The organism is Streptomyces sp. Y309, from assembly GCF_056712025.1.
Map to the genome: position 1 here is coordinate 5,635,628 of NZ_CM160048.1, position 15,015 is coordinate 5,650,642.

The window sequence follows — 15,015 nt, forward strand, 5'->3', positions numbered from 1 at the left end:
GGGGCTTCGTGGCGAGGTTCTGTGCGCCCCGCGCGGGGCTTCGTCACGACGCGTCGGTGGCCCTCGTGACCTTGGGGCCCACCCGCGCGAGCACCTCGCCGCTGCGGGGGCTCCACGCCACCACCACCGCCTCCGGAGGCAGCCGCTGGTACGGGGCGACCAGCAGCCAGCGCACGTGGTGGCGCTTGACCACGGCGGCGCGGGCGGCGGGCGTGGACAGCGGGTCGAGGTACGCGCGCACCTCGCGCAGCCGCCGGTTGCGTACGGACTCCTCCAGCGAGGCGTCCGGCCAGGCGGGCGCGACCAGGTTCACGCCGAACGCGGGCAGGGAGCGCATCGGGCGGTAGCCGTCGGTGAGGACCACGTCGCCGCGGTCCATGTGGGCGGCCGCCCAGGCGTAGCTCGGCCAGCGCGGGGGCTGGTCGAAGCCGATGGGGTCGAGGGTGCGGGGGACCACGGCGCCCGCCTGGATCTGGAAGAAGCCGACGAACGCGCCCAGCGCGGTGGCGCCCGCGAGGGCGGCCCGGCGGTTGCCCCACGTGCGGGGGGCCGTCAGCTCGATCGCCAGGGCGAACTGCAGGGGGACGAGGGTCAGGCCCAGGATGCGGCCGTACGTGTAGTGGCCGCTGAGCCAGCCGTAGCCGACCACCGCGCAGTCGAGGGCGAACATCAGGACCAGGGGGTCCTTGTGGTCCCTGCGCCAGCGCGCGAAGAGGGCCGGGAGGCCCAGGGCTGCCAGCCAGAAGCGCTGGGGCATGTCGGTGTAGAGCTGACGGTGGATCCAGTCGACGCTTTCGTCTCCGACGAGGGTGAGCGGATTGAAGTACGGCCAAGTCGTGGCCACAGCGAGGGCGGTCAGACCGGTGAGCGTCCACTTCAGAGGCGTCCGGAGGTGTGGCAACGCGAAGGCCAGCACGCCGATCACCGCCGCCACCGAAGTGATCGGGTGGATCAGGAGGATCAGGCCGCACAGGGCGCCCAGGCCCGCGTAGGGCCAGACGGATCGGGGCGCCCGCGCCAGAGAAGGCGTCCGCGCCAGCGAACCGGCCCACGCCCAGGCCCAGAACATCAGCGCGATGCCGAACGTCGACGGGTAGCCGAGGTTGCCCGTCATCGACATCAGGCCCAGGTAGCCGCTCCACCAGGCCATGCGGGTGCCCCAGAGGAGGACCATCGCGAACAGGGCGAGGACGGGGGCCCAGGGGCGGGGGGTGAGGACGCGGACGAAGCGGGCGATGCCGGTGAGCAGGACCAGGAGGTTCAGCGGTCCGGAGAGCTTGACGACCTGCCAGCCCGCGAGCCCCGTCGCCTTCGCGAGCAGCGCCTGCGCGACGGCGTACGGAGAGTAGTACGCGCTGCCGTCGCCGGGCAGGTCGGCCATCGGGTGCCGGGGGTGCAGCAGGTCGTCCTTGAGGCGTTCGACGACCGCCGCGTGCTGGCCGAAGTCGCAGCAGATCGGCACCCGCCAGTACGCGAGGGACATCAGCAGCCAGAACAGGCCGCCGAGGACGAGGTAGGGGCTGGGACGCCAGCGGATGCCGAAGCCGGAGGCGGTGGCGCCGAGCGCCGAGCGACGGGCGCGGGTCGCGACCTCGGGCGCGTCGGCACCCTGAGGCCTCGTCCCGGCGGCCTCCGGCGCCGTACCGGCCGTGTGCGACGCCGTCTCGGCGGTCTGCGGCGCCGTCATCGCATCAGCCTGTCCGCGACCCGCGCCGCCGCCCGTCCGTCGTCGAGGTCGCAGTAGGCCTCGCGGAACGCCGTGTACGCGTCGGCGTGGCGGGCCGCGACGGTGTCGAGGTCGCGCAGGGCGTCGACGACCTCGTCGGTGGAGCCGAGCAGCGGGCCCGGCGCGCCGTGCTCGAAGTCGAGATAGAAGCCGCGCACGGTGTCCCGGTAGTGCTCCAGGTCGTACGCATGGAAGAGCATCGGGCGGCCGGTGTGCGCGAAGTCGAACATCAGGGACGAGTAATCGGTGATCAACACGTCGGCGACCAGGAGGAGTTCGGCCGCGCGCGGGTGGGCGGTGACGTCGCGGACGAAGGGCGCGCGGGCGCCGTCGACGCGGCCGGAGGTCAGCGGGTGCTTGCGCACGAGCAGGACGTGGTCGTCGCCCAGGACCTGCTCGGCGGCCAGCAGGTCGAGCGCGGGGTCGTGGCGGAAGCGGCCGCCGCCGAGCCCGAGGTGGTCGCGGTAGGTGGGCGCGTACAGCACGATCCGCTTGTCCGGGGCGAGGCCGAGATCGCGGCGCACGCGCTCGGCGATCTTCTGCCGGTCGTCGGCGAACAGCAGGTCGTTGCGCGGCGACCCGGCCTCCAGGACCTCGCCTTCGTAGGTGAGGGCGCGGCCCAGGTGCGGGGTCGCGAAGCGGCTCGGGGAGACCAGGACGTTCCACTGGGCGGCGAGGCGCGGCAGCAGGTCGAGGTGGGCGTGGTCGGCGTACAGGGTGTCGGTGAGGTCGGTGCCGATGCGTTTGAGGGGGGTGCCGTGCCAGGTCTGGACGACGGTCTGGCCCTTGCGGCGCTCGAAGAAGTCCGGCAGGTGGCCCGCGGTCACGATGCGGCGGCAGCGGGCCAGCGCCTCGTACCACTCGGCGCCGTGCTCCTCCACACCGCGCGCGCCCGCCGGCACCGGCGTCTGCTGGTCGTGCGTGACCCACAGGTGCTCGACGTCGGTGCCGCGCCGCACCAGCTCCTCGTGGACGGCGCGCGGCGAGTCGCCGTCGAAGTACAGGACGGCGTCGCGCAGGCTCTTGGTGCGCTCGCGCGGATAGTGCTCGGTACGCAGCCGGTGGCGCCGGTACGCGCCGCGCTCGGCGGGCGGCAGCACCGAACCGGCCTCGATCAGGAGCCGGTCGCCGAAGCGCCGCGCGGCGACGAACTCCCGCCCCTGGATCATCTGGTGGTCCGGCAGCTCGGTTCCCGTCGACGCGAGCACCCGCACCGGCACCCCCGCCCCGCCGTGCCCCACCTCCCGCAGGAACGCGTACCACCGCCCCTCCCGCAGCACCCCGCCCCCGGGCGCCACCGCCGCCCGGAACCGCCCGTCGGACAGCTCGACCGGCACGGTCACCTCGTCGTCGCGGCCGCTGTGCCGCAGCACCAGCTCCGCCGACGGCCAGCTCGCCCCGGCCGCGCTGCCCTCGACGGCGAGGGTGTCGTCGGCGGTCCACGCGACGCGGTCCGCGACGGGGCGGCGGGTCAGCTCCACGACGAGCCTGCCGCGGTCGTCGGCGGTGGCGCACAGCTCCCGGCCCGGGCCCGACGCGTAGCGGCCGGGCGGCAGGTCGAGCACGGCCGCCAGGGACGTCGTGGTGCCGTCGGCCAGTTCGAGGGCGGCGTGCCAGCGGTCGCCGTGCGGCGGCTCGACCTGGGCGGGCGCGTGGTGTTCGGCGGGCGGCACGTCCTCCAGGTCGGCGAGGCGCACGCGGACCTCGAAGCGGTCGCCCGCGACGGCGACGGGGTAGCTGGACCCGGCGCCGGCGTGCGTGAGACGCAGCGCCTTGGGGCGGGCGCGCCCCGACAGGGCGCCGGTCAGCGTGCCCAGGAGCACCACGTCCCCGCCGTCCCCGCGGTGGCCGTCCACCCGCGCCGCGTACTCCTGCACGCGCAGCACGAGCCGCCCCTTGCTGAAGCCGAGCACGATCCGCACCCCGTCGCCCAGGTCGCGCACCAGGGACTGGGCGCGGGAGCCGTCCTGGGCGCGCACGGCCGCGCGCCGGACCGTGCGGTGGCCCGCGACGAGCACGCCGAGCAGCCAGTTGCCGGGCCGCCACCGGCCCCCGGTCTTCAACTGCTCGGGGTCGACCGTCATCTCGAAGCCCGACAGGTCGTAGCAGTGCAGCCGCTGCCCGGAGCGCTCGGTGGCCTCGGGCGCGGGCACGGTCCGCGTCGGCACCCGCCGGAACCGGCCCCGGCTGTGCGCCGACTTGAGCAGCCCGGCCTTGACGGACTCCGCGGGCCGCGTCGCCTCCAGGTTGCGCACGTAGGCGTAGCCGCGGATCCGCAGCCGTCCGTACGCGTCCCACGTCGCCTCGCCCAGACGGGCCACCGCGGGCAGTTCGCCGCGGCGCAGCCGGGTGAGTTCGCGGGGGATCCGGTCGACGCCCGGATGGGCGGCGTACCGGAGCACCGAGCCGCGCACCTCGAACGCGCCCTTGCCGCCCCGCCGTTCGTGGTCGAGGAGCTCGATCAGCTCACCGGTGCGCCGCTCGCGCACCAGGTGCCACTTCACGCGCAGGTCGACGGGGAGCTGCCGCAGGATCCCCGGGTCGGCGGCGCGCAGGAACTCGGCGGTGTCGGCGAGGAACGCCGCCCGGTACTCGGGCCCGCCCATCGGCAGCCCCTCCAGGAAGTACACGAAGTCGTCGCGCAGGCAGGACGCGTCGTACGTGGACTTCAGCTCCGGCGCGTGCTCGCCGAGGAAGGCGCTGACGTGCGCGCAGGCCGCGATCCGGTCGCGCACGCCCTTGACGTCGGTGCGCCGCCGCGTGATGGAGCCCTCGCGGACCCGCCAGTAGTAGACGTGGTCGCGGAGCACGTCCACGGAGGCGGCGAGGAAGTGCGCCGGGATCATCACCGGCGTGTCCTCGTACAGCCTGCCCTCGGGGAAGAGGAAGCCGTGCCGGTCCCAGAAGGCGCGTCTGAACACCTTGTTCCAGGCGACGCGGTCGGCGAGCAGGGCCAGGTCGCGCGAGATGTGGGTGCCGGTGCGCGACTCGGTGAGCCACTCGTACTGCCAGGCCTGGGAGCGGCCGCGCTCGGTCAGGCGCCACACGTTGCCGCTGGCGAAGTCGGAGCCGCTGGCGTCCAGGCTCGCGATCATCCGGGCGTACGCGCCGTCGGGCACGATGTCGTCGCTGTCCACGAACGTCAGGTACTCGACGGCCGGATTCGCGTGCCGCACACCGGTGTTGCGGGCCGCGCTCAGGCCCGCGTTCGGCTGCCGCACATAGACGAAGCGGGGGTCGCGGGTGGCGAAGTCGCGGGCGATGCTGGTGCTGGCGTCGGTGGAGCCGTCGTCGACCAGGACGGCCTCCAGGCCGCCGCTCCCGCCCGCCCCCTTGCCCAGGGTCTGCCGGGCGATGGACTCCAGGCACTCCTCCAGGAACTCCTCGACGTTGTAGATGGGCACGACGACGCTGAGTCGGGGCTGCACGGCGACCGGCCTTTCGTAGGAGTACGGGTGGCGTTACGTCCTAGTGCGGGCGTATTCACCCCCTTTTCCCGTTCCGATCAACTTCTTTACCGCCGCTCACCCCATCGAGTTCCGCGACCACCCCATCGAGTGAGGCACGGTCTTCGACAGAGCGTGTACGCGTGACTACGGTCGGTGCCCATGCCGCGCTTCTCAGTCGTCGTGCCCGCCCACCGCGTCCAGGGCTACCTGCGGGAATGCCTGGAATCCGTGCTCGACCAGTCCTTCGGCGACCTCGAACTGATCGTCGTCGACGACGCGTCGCCGGACGCCTGTGCCGCGATCGCGGCGGAGTATGCGCAGCGCGACCTGCGCGTGCAACTCGTCCGGCGTACCGAGCGGCGGGGCGTGGGCCCCGCCCGCGACGCCGGCGCCGCGCGCGCCACCGGGGAGTGGCTGCTGTTCCTCGACGGCGACGACGTGCTGCTGCCGGGCGCGCTCGCGGCCCTCGACGGGGCGCTCACCCCGGACGTGGACGTGCTGCTCTTCGCGCACGACCGCACCGACTGGTGGGAGTCGGTGCGCCGGCCGCCCGGCGAGGACGTCAGCGGCGACCCGCTCGCCGTGACCGTCGCCGCCTGGAACCGCGTCTTCCGGCGGTCCTTCTGGTCCGGGCAGGGGCTCGCCTTCTCGCTGGGGGCGTACGAGGACGTGGTGCCCGTGCACCGGGCCACGCTGGCGGCCGGGGAACGGATCGGCTCGCTGGACCGGGCGTGCGTGCGCTGGCGCGAGCGGCGCGGCGGCAGCTTCGCGAAGTCGCCGGGGCGGGAGCACCTGGCGGTCGTCGGGCGGTACGAGGAGCTGTTCGCCGAGGGCCCCGAGGTGACGGCGCGGCTCTTCCCGTACGCCGTGGACCACCTGCTGGCCGTCCTCGACGACCCGGACCGGGTCCCGCCCGGCGACCGCGCCGCGTTCTTCCGCGCGGCGACGGCCATGCTGCGCGCCCACCGCCCGGCGACCCACACTCCCGTGACGGACCGTCAGCGCGCCCTCCTCTCCGGCTCGTACGCCACGTACCGGGCACTCGCGCGCGCGGGCGGCCGCATGAAGGCGCTGCGCACCGCGCTGGCCCGGCGCAAGAAGTCGGTGCGGGCCCGTGCCATGCGCGTCTCCTACCGCGCCGACCTGCGCCGCTCCCTCGACCCGCACCTCGCCGTCTACGGCGCCTACTGGAACCGGGGCGTGAGCTGCAACCCGGCCGCGATCCACGCGAAGGCGCGTGAACTGGCCCCGCACATCCGGGGCGTCTGGGTCGTGTCCGGCCGCCACCGGCACCGCGTGCCGCCGGGCGTCGAGTACGTCATCGAGGGCTCACGGCGCTACTGGCAGGCCATGGCCCGCGCCACCTATCTGATCAACAACTCCTCCTTCCCCGGCGGCTTCACCAAGCGCCCCGGCCAGGTCTACCTCCAGACGCACCACGGCACGCCCCTGAAGAAGATGGGCCTGGACCAGCGCCGCTACCCCGCCGGCACGCACGGCATCAGCTTCCAGAAGGTCCTGGACCACACCGACCAGTGGGACTACAGCCTCTCCGCCAACCCGCACTCCACGGAGGTGTGGGAGCGGGTGTACCCGGCGGCCTACCAGGCGCTGGAGGCGGGCTATCCGCGCAACGATGTGTACTTCACGGCCGGCCGGGACGAAGTGGCCCACATCCGCCGCGAGTTGGGGGTGGAGCCCGGCCAGAAGGTCCTCCTCTACGCCCCCACGCACCGCGACTACCAGAAGGGCTTCCTGCCCCGCCTGGACCTGGAGCGCTTCGCCGCGGCGCTCGGCCCTTCGTACGTCGTCCTGGTCCGCGCCCACTACTTCTACGGCGCCGACGCGGGCCTCGCCGCGCACCCCCGCCTGGTCGACGTCACCGCCCACGCGCGCGTGGAGGAGCTGTGCCTGGCGGCCGACGCGCTGGTCACGGACTACTCGTCGCTGATGTTCGACTACGCCTGCCTGGACCGCCCGATCGTCACCTACGCCCCCGACTGGCAGGCCTACCGCCTCGCCCGCGGCACCTACTTCGACGTCCTGTCGGGCCGCCCGGGCGAGACCCCGGGCGCCGTCGCGACGGCCGAGGACGAACTGGCCGGGCTGTTCCGCGACGGCGACTGGGACTCGCCGGAGACGACGGCGCTGCGGAAGGCGTTCCGGGAGCGGTTCTGTCCGTACGACGACGGGGGCGCGGCGGAGCGCGTGGTGCGGCGGCTGTTCCTGGAGGATCAGCCGGTGGCGGACCGCTCGTAGGGCGAGCGCACCGGGAAGTATGCCGTCAGGAACGACCGCACCGCCAGGGCCATTTCCTCGTCGGACATGCCGCCGCCGGGGGACTCGCCGATGCAGAAGGCCGTCTTGTTCCGTGACTGGAGGAGCTGGCCGAGGCGCGCGTGGTCGGCGCGCCTCCCGATGTCCACGAAGTCGTACGAGATCGACGAGGGCACCGCGCGGCCGGTGAGGTACGCGTAGTGCTGGTGCAGCGACGAGACCAGGGAGTGGTCGCCGGCGCCCCGGAAGCGGCTGCGGGCGGTCTCCGCGAGCTCGTCCGCGTACCGATCGGTGAGCTCTTCGAGGATGTCGCGGCGCAGCGCGTACGGCACGTGGAAGAAGCAGTGCGTCGCCGTCCGGCCGAAGTCGCGGCGCAGCAGCTCGCGGTTGTTCTTCGCCGCCGCCAGATAGCCCTCGTCCTCGGGCGCCACCGGCAGCGCGGGCACCGACGCCGACGACCAGAAGAACTTGGGCAGGCCGGAGCCGAGGAAGAAGGTGTCCGGGGTCGTCGGGCGGCCCAGGAACATGTCGTCGTTGAAGTAGAGGAAGTGCTCCGCCAGGCCCTCGATGCGGTGCAACTGGGTCTCGATGGCGTGGGAGTTGAAGGTCGGCAGGGCGGCGGGGTCGGCGAACAGGTCGCGGTGGTCGACGACGGTCAGGCCCGGGTGGTCCCGGTCGAGCCAGTCGGGGACCTGCCCGGCGGTGACGAGGTACACGTGCCGCACCCACGGGGCGTACATCGCGAGGGAGCGCAGGGAGTAGCGGAGCTCGTCGCGGTTGCGGAAGCGGACCGTGCCGCTGTCGGGCGAGTGCTCGTCGGCCGCCGTGCCGAGTGACGCGGCTTGCGCGGCGGCGCGGGCCGCGCGCCAGCCGGGGTCGGTGTCGTCGACCCAGGTGTAGACGGCGTCGACGGGGAAGTCGACGTCGTTCATGAGGCATTGGGTGAAGACGTCGAGGGTCGGGTACGCGCGGGTGCCGACGCGGAGGCGGGCTGTGGGGGCGAGCGAGGGGAGCTCGGCGCCGGCGAGGGTGCTGCCGAAGGGGGCGCGGCGACGCGACCGGCCGGGGGGCCGGAGCGCGGCGGGGGTGCTGCCCAGCGGCTCGGGTGTCCGGGTCACCGGCTCGGGCGGGCCGGTCATCGGCTCGGGTGCCCGGGTCACCGGCTCCGGCGCCCCGGCCACCCCCTCGGGCGCGCCGCCGCTCTCGGGGATGCCGGTGTGCGCGGGCTCGCCGGTGTCCTCGTCGGGCCCGACGGCGTCCCCGGCCCGCCGCCAGAACGCCACCGTGCACGCCTGCTGCACCCCGTGCCGCAGCGACAGCGTCGTCGTGGTCACCGGCTTGAACACCCGCACGCCCGCCAACTCGCCGATCCCGTCGAGCCGTTCGGCGAGGACCGCGCCGGGCGCCGCGTCCCGGGGGTTGACCAGCTCGGCGTAGACCGGCTCGCCGTGCAGGCTCTCCGCGAGGGCCTTGAGGGCGCGGTCGCGGTCGTCCTCGTCCACGGCGAGGGTGTGGGCCGTGCCGCCGGTGCGCACCAGGACGTACGGAATCTGCCGCGACTCCAGGGCGGCCGCGGTGAGTTCGAGGTTCCAGTCCGCCATGCGCGGCGCGAGCACGTCGTCGCGGCACTCGGCCAGGCGGCCGACCGAGCGGATCACGCGGCCGTCCGGGGCGGCGGCGACGATCTCGTCCTCGCGGGCGCGCTCGTCGGCGCCCGCGGCCGCGTCGAAGGTGTGCGGCGCCGTCGGCCGGAAGCCGCAGCCGCCCGACGCCACGCCGAGCGCCACCCGGTCCGCGCGCCCGGCGAGCCGCTCCGGCCGGTCGCGCCCCGCCACGAGACGGGCGTACAGCTCCTCCCACAGCGCCGTCACACCGGCCGAGGAGAACCGCCCGTACACCCCCTCGCGGGCCGCCCGCGCACAGCTCCGCCGCATCTCGTCGTCCCCCATCAACTCACCCATGGCGAGGGCGAGTTCGTCGACCTCCCCGGGTGGCACGAGGAGTCCGTCCACGCGGTGCCGGACGATCTCCGCCGGGCCCGTCACGACGTCGTACGCGACCACGGGCACCCCGGCCGCGAGCGCCTCCAGGAGCACCAGCGGGAACGCCTCGTTGTGGCCCGCGGTCATCAGGGACAGGCCCGCCTTGGCCCACTCGGCGGCCATGTCCTGGCAGGGGCCGAGGAGTTCGACGCGGTCCTGCAGCCCGAAGCCGTCCACCAGGCGGCGCAGGCTCTGCTCGCGGTGGCCGCCGCCGAAGATCCGCAGGGTCCACTCCGGGTACGCGTCGGCGAGCTGCGCGAACGCGCGGACGGCGTGGTCGACGCGCTTCTCGCCGGTCAGGCGCGCGGCCATCACGATGACCCTGCTCTCGCCGTCGGCGCGCGGCCGGAAGCCGTCCGGTACGGCGTTGGGGATCACGGCGAGCTCGGGGGCACTCGCGCCCAGGGACTCCGCGATCCAGTCCCGCGTGCGCTCCGTGAGCGTGACCAGGGCGTCCAGGCGCGGCGCGTGCAGCAGCAGCGGCTCGCCGGATCGGCCGCGGCGCTGGGTCGGCCGGTGCTCCTGGTGCACGGTCACCACGCGCGCGGGTACGAGGCCGACGGCGGCGGCGAGCAGCGCGGGGGTCGTCGTGACCAGGACGTCCGTGTCCAGCGTGGTGAGCGCCGCCGTCAGCTCCACGTCCGAGAGCCGGTCGAACGCCGACTCCCAGGCGGGGTCGACGAGTTCGCTGGGCAGCGCGGCCAGGGTCCGGCACGCGGCCTCGTCGAGCGCGGACGCCCGCACCGGCCGCTCCGGCGTCACCGTGCGGTCGACCAGATAGCGCACGGGGACCTCGCGCGCCTGCGGGAAGAACGGCTCGGGCCGGGTGCGGAAGACGGAGACGACCTCGACGTCGTGCGGCTCGGCGAGGTGCAGCGCCTGGGTGTACGTGGCCAGCTCGGTGCCGCCCATCTCGTCGCCCCAGCCGAGCAGATACGTGATCTTCAAGAGGGCTCCTTCATGAGGTCTCCTTCGTGATGTCCAGGCAGGTGACGGCGAAGGCGCCGGACGCGGTGAAGTGCGGGTGCGCGCGCACCAGGCGGCCACCGGGCAGCGCGACAAGGCGGAACGGCGTGGGGAAGGCGGACGGCAGATCGGCCACATCGGTCAGCCTGCGCCCGAGCGGCAGCTCGCCGACGTGGAAGTCCCACACCCACTGCCCGGGCCCGGCACCGGTCATCGCGGCCAGCGGCAGCGCGAAGCTGAACCCGTCGCCGTCCCAGGCGAGTTCCACCGGCGCGAGCACACCGTCACGGCGCCGCACGGCCCGCGCCGGCAGCTTTTCTAGGCCCGCCCGGCCTGGCTCCCGGGCCCCCGCGACCACCCTCCCGTACACCGTGATCCCGTCCCCGCGCGGCACGAACCGCACCACCTCCGCACGCGGCCGCGACCGCGTGACCTGCACGACGGCTCGCCCGCCACGACACCGCACGACCCGCATGAGGGTGCCCGTGCGGGGGTTCGGGGCGTGCGGCCTGGTGGGCCCCGGGGGCGGTGCGACCCCGGGCCCCACCAGGCCGAGCCCCCGCCGACGTACACGCCCGTCGCCCCCGGTACTCACGACGGTGAGCCGCCAGACGCCTTCGGTGAGGCGAGGCCCCGAGGTGGGCCGGGGGACCTCCAGCGCGTCGCGCAGGGTGACCGTCGCTGTAAGGAGCGCCCCGCCACCGGTGTCCCGCTCCGCGACGAGCGGCACACGGAAGCGGCGGGGCCCCCGGCTGATCAGCAGCTCGGCGCCCCGCACCTCCGGCTCGGGCGCGGCGAGCGCGAGATTGAGCGTACGACTGTCCCGCAGCGACAGATGCACGGGCGCCGCCAGCAGCCCGCCCCGCCCGGCGACGGCCCGCTCCAGCCGAAACCGCGTACTGCGCACGAGAACGCCGAGGCGGCGGATGCGGGACCCGCGAAAGGCGCGGAGCGCCGAGGCCCCCGGATTCGTGGAGGGGTGCATTGCCCCACTTTGCCGCAATTAACCAAGAATTCACCGCCACGGCACGACCACGGCGCGCGATTGTTCGGTCCGGTGGATCCAAGCCTGTCAGCCGACCGACGACGGGACCGAGATGAAGCCTGTCAGCCGACTGATGACGGGACCGAGTTCAAGCCCGTCCGGCGATTGAGGACGAGGCCCGAAGGGCCGAAAAGCGGGGAAAGGGGCGCAGCCCCATATACCAGGGGCTGCGCCCAGGTCAGGAGCGGCGCCCCAGGAGGGACGCAAGCCCCCGCCCCTTGGGCCGCCGATTGTCCCCGCCCCGCTCGGCGGGCTTGGACGGCGGCGGCTGCACCCCCGCAGCCTGCCGCGGCACAGCAGAGGCGTGCCGCGACACCGGCGGCGCGGGCACGTTCGCCTTGGCACCGCTGATGCGGATCATCGGGTACCCAGCAACCTCCTCGGCGCCATGCCACATGTCATCGCGCCCCGCGAGAAACGCCCCGAGGTCAGCCCGCGTCTCGTCGTACGCCCCCCACGTCCCGTAGAACTTCGTGGCCGTGATGCACAGCGGCTTGAGCCCGGTGGTGGCGACCGCACCCCAGGTCGCGGCGGCGACACCGGGACAGTGCTCGGCACGGAAGTCGTCGAGGACGACGACCCCGTCCCGGGTCAGCAGCCGCTGCGCCGCGGCGATGTCGGCGTGCACGTGCTCGTACAGGTGCGAGGCGTCGATATGGACGAAGCGGCAGCTGTCCGCACGCACATGCGCGGTGATGCCGGACGACGGCGCCTGCACGATGACCGGCAGCTCGTCATGGAAAGAGAGGTAGTTGGCCTCGAAGGCGCGCCGGGTGAGGGTCGCGTACGAGCGGTTCATCTCCTTGGAGTTGGCGTCGTCGGGCGCGGGCGAGTCGAAGAGGTCACAGACCGTGAAGGTCTCGCCGGGGCGCAGATAGCGGCCCATGAAGATCGCGCTCTTGCCCAGATAGGCGCCGAGTTCGAGCAGGTCGCCCGGTTCCTCGAGGTTGAGCTGACGGCTGAGGAACCAGTCGAAGAGCACCTGGTCGGCGGGGTGGAACCAGCCCTTCACATCGGAGAGGCGGGTCGGAAGCGGCAGTTCATCCAATTCCTGGGCGGACGTCGGTACGGAAGCGGAGGCTTCGGGCATGTCAGGTCCTGGAGTCGGGGGCAGATGCGCCGCGACCGACCGTAGTGGCCACGTTCCGCCGAACACCACACGAGGCACGACACGCCCCCGACCCCTTAGGACCCACACCCCCCGGACGTCACCGGAACTTCACTTGACGGCACCGGCCATGACACCCGACACGAACTGACGCTGGAAGGCGAAGAACACCGCCAACGGGATGACCATGGAGATGAACGCGCCGGGCGCGAGGATCTGCACGTTGTCGCCGAAGAACCGCACCTGCTGCTGGAGCGCCACCGTGATCGGCGGGCTGCCCGCGTCGGCGAAGATCAGCGCGATCAGCATGTCGTTCCAGACCCACAGGAACTGGAAGATGCCGAGCGAGGCGATCGCGGGCGCGCCGAGCGGCATCACCACGCGCAGGAAGAGCCGCAGCTCACCGGCGCCGTCGAGGCGCGCCGCCTCCAGGAGCTCGCGCGGGATCTCCGCGAAGAAGTTCCGCAGGAGGAAGATCGCGAACGGCAGGCCGAAGGCGGTGTGGAAGAGCACCACGCCCGTCGTCGACTCGAAGATCCCGATCTCGCCGAACAGCTTGGCCACCGGAAGCAGCGCCACCTGCACCGGCACCACGAGCAGCCCCACCACGCCCAGGAACCACCAGTCGCGGCCCGGGAACTCCATCCACGCGAACGCGTACCCCGCGAGCGAGCCGATCACCACGACGAGCAGCGTCGCCGGCACGGTGATCGACACGCTGGTCAGGATCGAGTCCGTGATCGTCTCGTCCTTGAGCAGGTCGGAGTAGTTCTCGAAGGTCAGCTGGGAGGGCTTGCTGAAGACCTTCCACCAGCCGCTCTCGCTCATGTCCGCCGACGTACGCAGCGAACCGAGCATCAGCCCGAGCGTCGGCACCAGCCAGAACAGGCCGACCACGACCAGGAAGACCCGCAGCACGCTGCCGCTGACGATCGCGGCGAGGCGCCCGCCGAGGGACTGCTTGGCCTTCACGACCTGTACTGGGGGCGCTTTCGGCGTCCCGCTCTGGATGGTCATCGCCGCCCCTCCCGCCGCATCCTGCGCATGTTGAACAACATCACCGGAATCACCAGAAGGAACAGCAGCACCGCGATCGCGCTGGCCACGCCCGCGTCGCGGTCCCCGAAGGCCGAGTTGTAGAGCTGCACCGCGAGGACGTTCGCCTCGTCCTTCGAGGAACCCGGCGGGATCACGAAGACCAGGTCGAAGATCTTCAGTACGTTGATCATGAGCGTGACCGTGACGACGGCGAGGACCGGCGCCAGCAGCGGCACCGTCACACGACGGAACACCTGCCACTCGTTGGCCCCGTCGACGCGCGCCGCCTCCAGGAGTTCGCGCGGCACGCTCGCGAGCCCGGCCGCGATCAGGACCATCGCGAACCCGGCCCACATCCAGATGTAGCTGCCGATGATGGCGGGCGTGATCAGGGACGGGCCGAGCCAGTCGACGCCGTTGTACGGCTCGCGGAAGTTCGAGGCGGGATACCGGAGTTGGGCCCCGTCGGCCTCCTTCGGCAGGCTGAACGTCCCGTCGGCCGCGGCCTTCGTCGAGGCCACCACCTTGCCGCCCTTGACCGCCTCGATCTTGATACCGGGGTAGCCGAACTCGGCGGTGTCGGGGGCGTTCACCTTGCCCCGGCCCTTGCCGCGCGTGAAGTCCTGCCAGGCGGTGCCGGTGACCTTGCCCGGGTCGGCCTGCGCCGGTTTCGCGGACTTCGCGTCGTCGGGCATCTGCCCCGGCGGCACACCGGTGAGCGGCAGCACCACTGGCTCACCCGCCCTGACCGGCTTCTTGGTGATGAACGCGCCGCCGCCCGCGCCCTTCAGGGGAGAGCGCGCGCCGGGATGCCCCTGCGGGAAGGCGGACGACTCGGCGAAGGTGTCGTGCACGCCCACCCACATGGCGTTGGCGACACCGCGGTCGGGGTCCGACTCGTACACGAGCCGGAAGATGATGCCCGCCGCGAGCATCGAGATCACCATCGGCATGAAGACGATGAGCTTGAACGCCGTGCCCCAGCGCACCCGTTCGGTGAGCACCGCGAAGATCAGGCCGAGCGCGGTCGTCAGCGCCGGGGCGGCCACCAGCCAGATCGCGTTGTTCTTGATGGCGGTACGGATCCCGTCATCGGAGAACATCGTCTCGTAGTTGTCGAAGCCACTGAAGTCGTCCGCCTTGTCGAAGAAGCTGCGGCCGACCGAGTAGCCGATCGGATAGAGCACGAGCGCGCCGAGCAGGACGAGGGCGGGCAGCAGGAAGAGCACCGCGATCGTCTTGCGGGTGCCGGTGACGCTCTTGCGGGGGCCGGTCCGGTGCGGGCCGGTCTTGGAGGTGTGCGGCGTCGACTGGGCCGGGGGCACCGCCGCGGTGCCCCCGGCATCCGGGATCGTCATCGCCCG

The 15,015-nt window shown here is 73.0% G+C and carries 8 protein-coding genes; 1 reads left to right on the top strand and 7 read right to left on the bottom strand.

What is annotated here, in order from left to right:
• Nucleotides 1–43: 43 nt before the first annotated feature.
• A complete protein-coding gene (locus tag AC0KTA_RS23045) occupies nucleotides 44–1,687 on the bottom strand; it encodes a hypothetical protein (protein ID WP_481050122.1) in 1,644 nt (547 codons plus the stop codon).
• A complete protein-coding gene (locus tag AC0KTA_RS23050; RefSeq protein WP_481050123.1) occupies nucleotides 1,684–5,154 on the bottom strand; it encodes a bifunctional glycosyltransferase/CDP-glycerol:glycerophosphate glycerophosphotransferase in 3,471 nt (1,156 codons plus the stop codon). The genes AC0KTA_RS23045 and AC0KTA_RS23050 overlap by 4 nt, the downstream gene beginning before the upstream one ends.
• Nucleotides 5,155–5,334: 180 nt before the next feature.
• Between AC0KTA_RS23050 and AC0KTA_RS23055 the strand changes: the two genes are divergently transcribed.
• Nucleotides 5,335–7,434, top strand: coding sequence for a bifunctional glycosyltransferase/CDP-glycerol:glycerophosphate glycerophosphotransferase (locus AC0KTA_RS23055; protein WP_481050124.1), 2,100 nt, complete (start codon nucleotides 5,335–5,337; stop codon nucleotides 7,432–7,434).
• Here AC0KTA_RS23055 and AC0KTA_RS23060 read toward each other — a convergent pair.
• The 5 genes from AC0KTA_RS23060 to AC0KTA_RS23080 form a co-directional block, all read right to left on the bottom strand.
• Entirely contained in the window at nucleotides 7,410–10,442 is a 3,033-nt protein-coding gene (locus AC0KTA_RS23060; RefSeq protein ID WP_481050125.1) for a stealth conserved region 3 domain-containing protein, read from the bottom strand. The genes AC0KTA_RS23055 and AC0KTA_RS23060 overlap by 25 nt on opposite strands.
• 10 nt (nucleotides 10,443–10,452) lie before the next feature.
• Nucleotides 10,453–11,445, bottom strand: a complete 993-nt coding sequence (locus tag AC0KTA_RS23065; RefSeq protein WP_481050126.1) for a hypothetical protein — start codon at nucleotides 11,443–11,445, stop codon at nucleotides 10,453–10,455.
• Nucleotides 11,446–11,683: 238 nt separating this feature from the next.
• The gene (locus AC0KTA_RS23070; RefSeq protein WP_481050127.1) at nucleotides 11,684–12,595 is read right to left on the bottom strand and encodes a class I SAM-dependent methyltransferase; all 912 of its coding nucleotides are present in this window, start codon (nucleotides 12,593–12,595) and stop codon (nucleotides 11,684–11,686) included.
• Nucleotides 12,596–12,724: 129 nt separating this feature from the next.
• Nucleotides 12,725–13,630, bottom strand: coding sequence for a carbohydrate ABC transporter permease (locus tag AC0KTA_RS23075; RefSeq protein ID WP_481050128.1), 906 nt, complete (start codon nucleotides 13,628–13,630; stop codon nucleotides 12,725–12,727).
• The gene (locus AC0KTA_RS23080) at nucleotides 13,627–15,009 is read right to left on the bottom strand and encodes a carbohydrate ABC transporter permease (protein WP_481050129.1); all 1,383 of its coding nucleotides are present in this window, start codon (nucleotides 15,007–15,009) and stop codon (nucleotides 13,627–13,629) included. Before AC0KTA_RS23080 ends, AC0KTA_RS23075 begins: the two co-directional genes overlap by 4 nt.
• Between the last annotated feature and the right edge of the window lie 6 nt (nucleotides 15,010–15,015).

Bases quoted from the DNA above. Each gene is read 5' to 3' on its own strand.
- AC0KTA_RS23045 (WP_481050122.1), bottom strand. From the start codon at position 1,687: ATGACGGCGCCGCAGACCGCCGAGACGGCGTCGCACACGGCCGGTACG.
- AC0KTA_RS23055 (WP_481050124.1), top strand. From the start codon at position 5,335: ATGCCGCGCTTCTCAGTCGTCGTGCCCGCCCACCGCGTCCAGGGCTAC.
- AC0KTA_RS23065 (WP_481050126.1), bottom strand. From the start codon at position 11,445: ATGCACCCCTCCACGAATCCGGGGGCCTCGGCGCTCCGCGCCTTTCGC.
- AC0KTA_RS23070 (WP_481050127.1), bottom strand. From the start codon at position 12,595: ATGCCCGAAGCCTCCGCTTCCGTACCGACGTCCGCCCAGGAATTGGAT.
- AC0KTA_RS23075 (WP_481050128.1), bottom strand. From the start codon at position 13,630: ATGACCATCCAGAGCGGGACGCCGAAAGCGCCCCCAGTACAGGTCGTG.
- AC0KTA_RS23080 (WP_481050129.1), bottom strand. From the start codon at position 15,009: ATGACGATCCCGGATGCCGGGGGCACCGCGGCGGTGCCCCCGGCCCAG.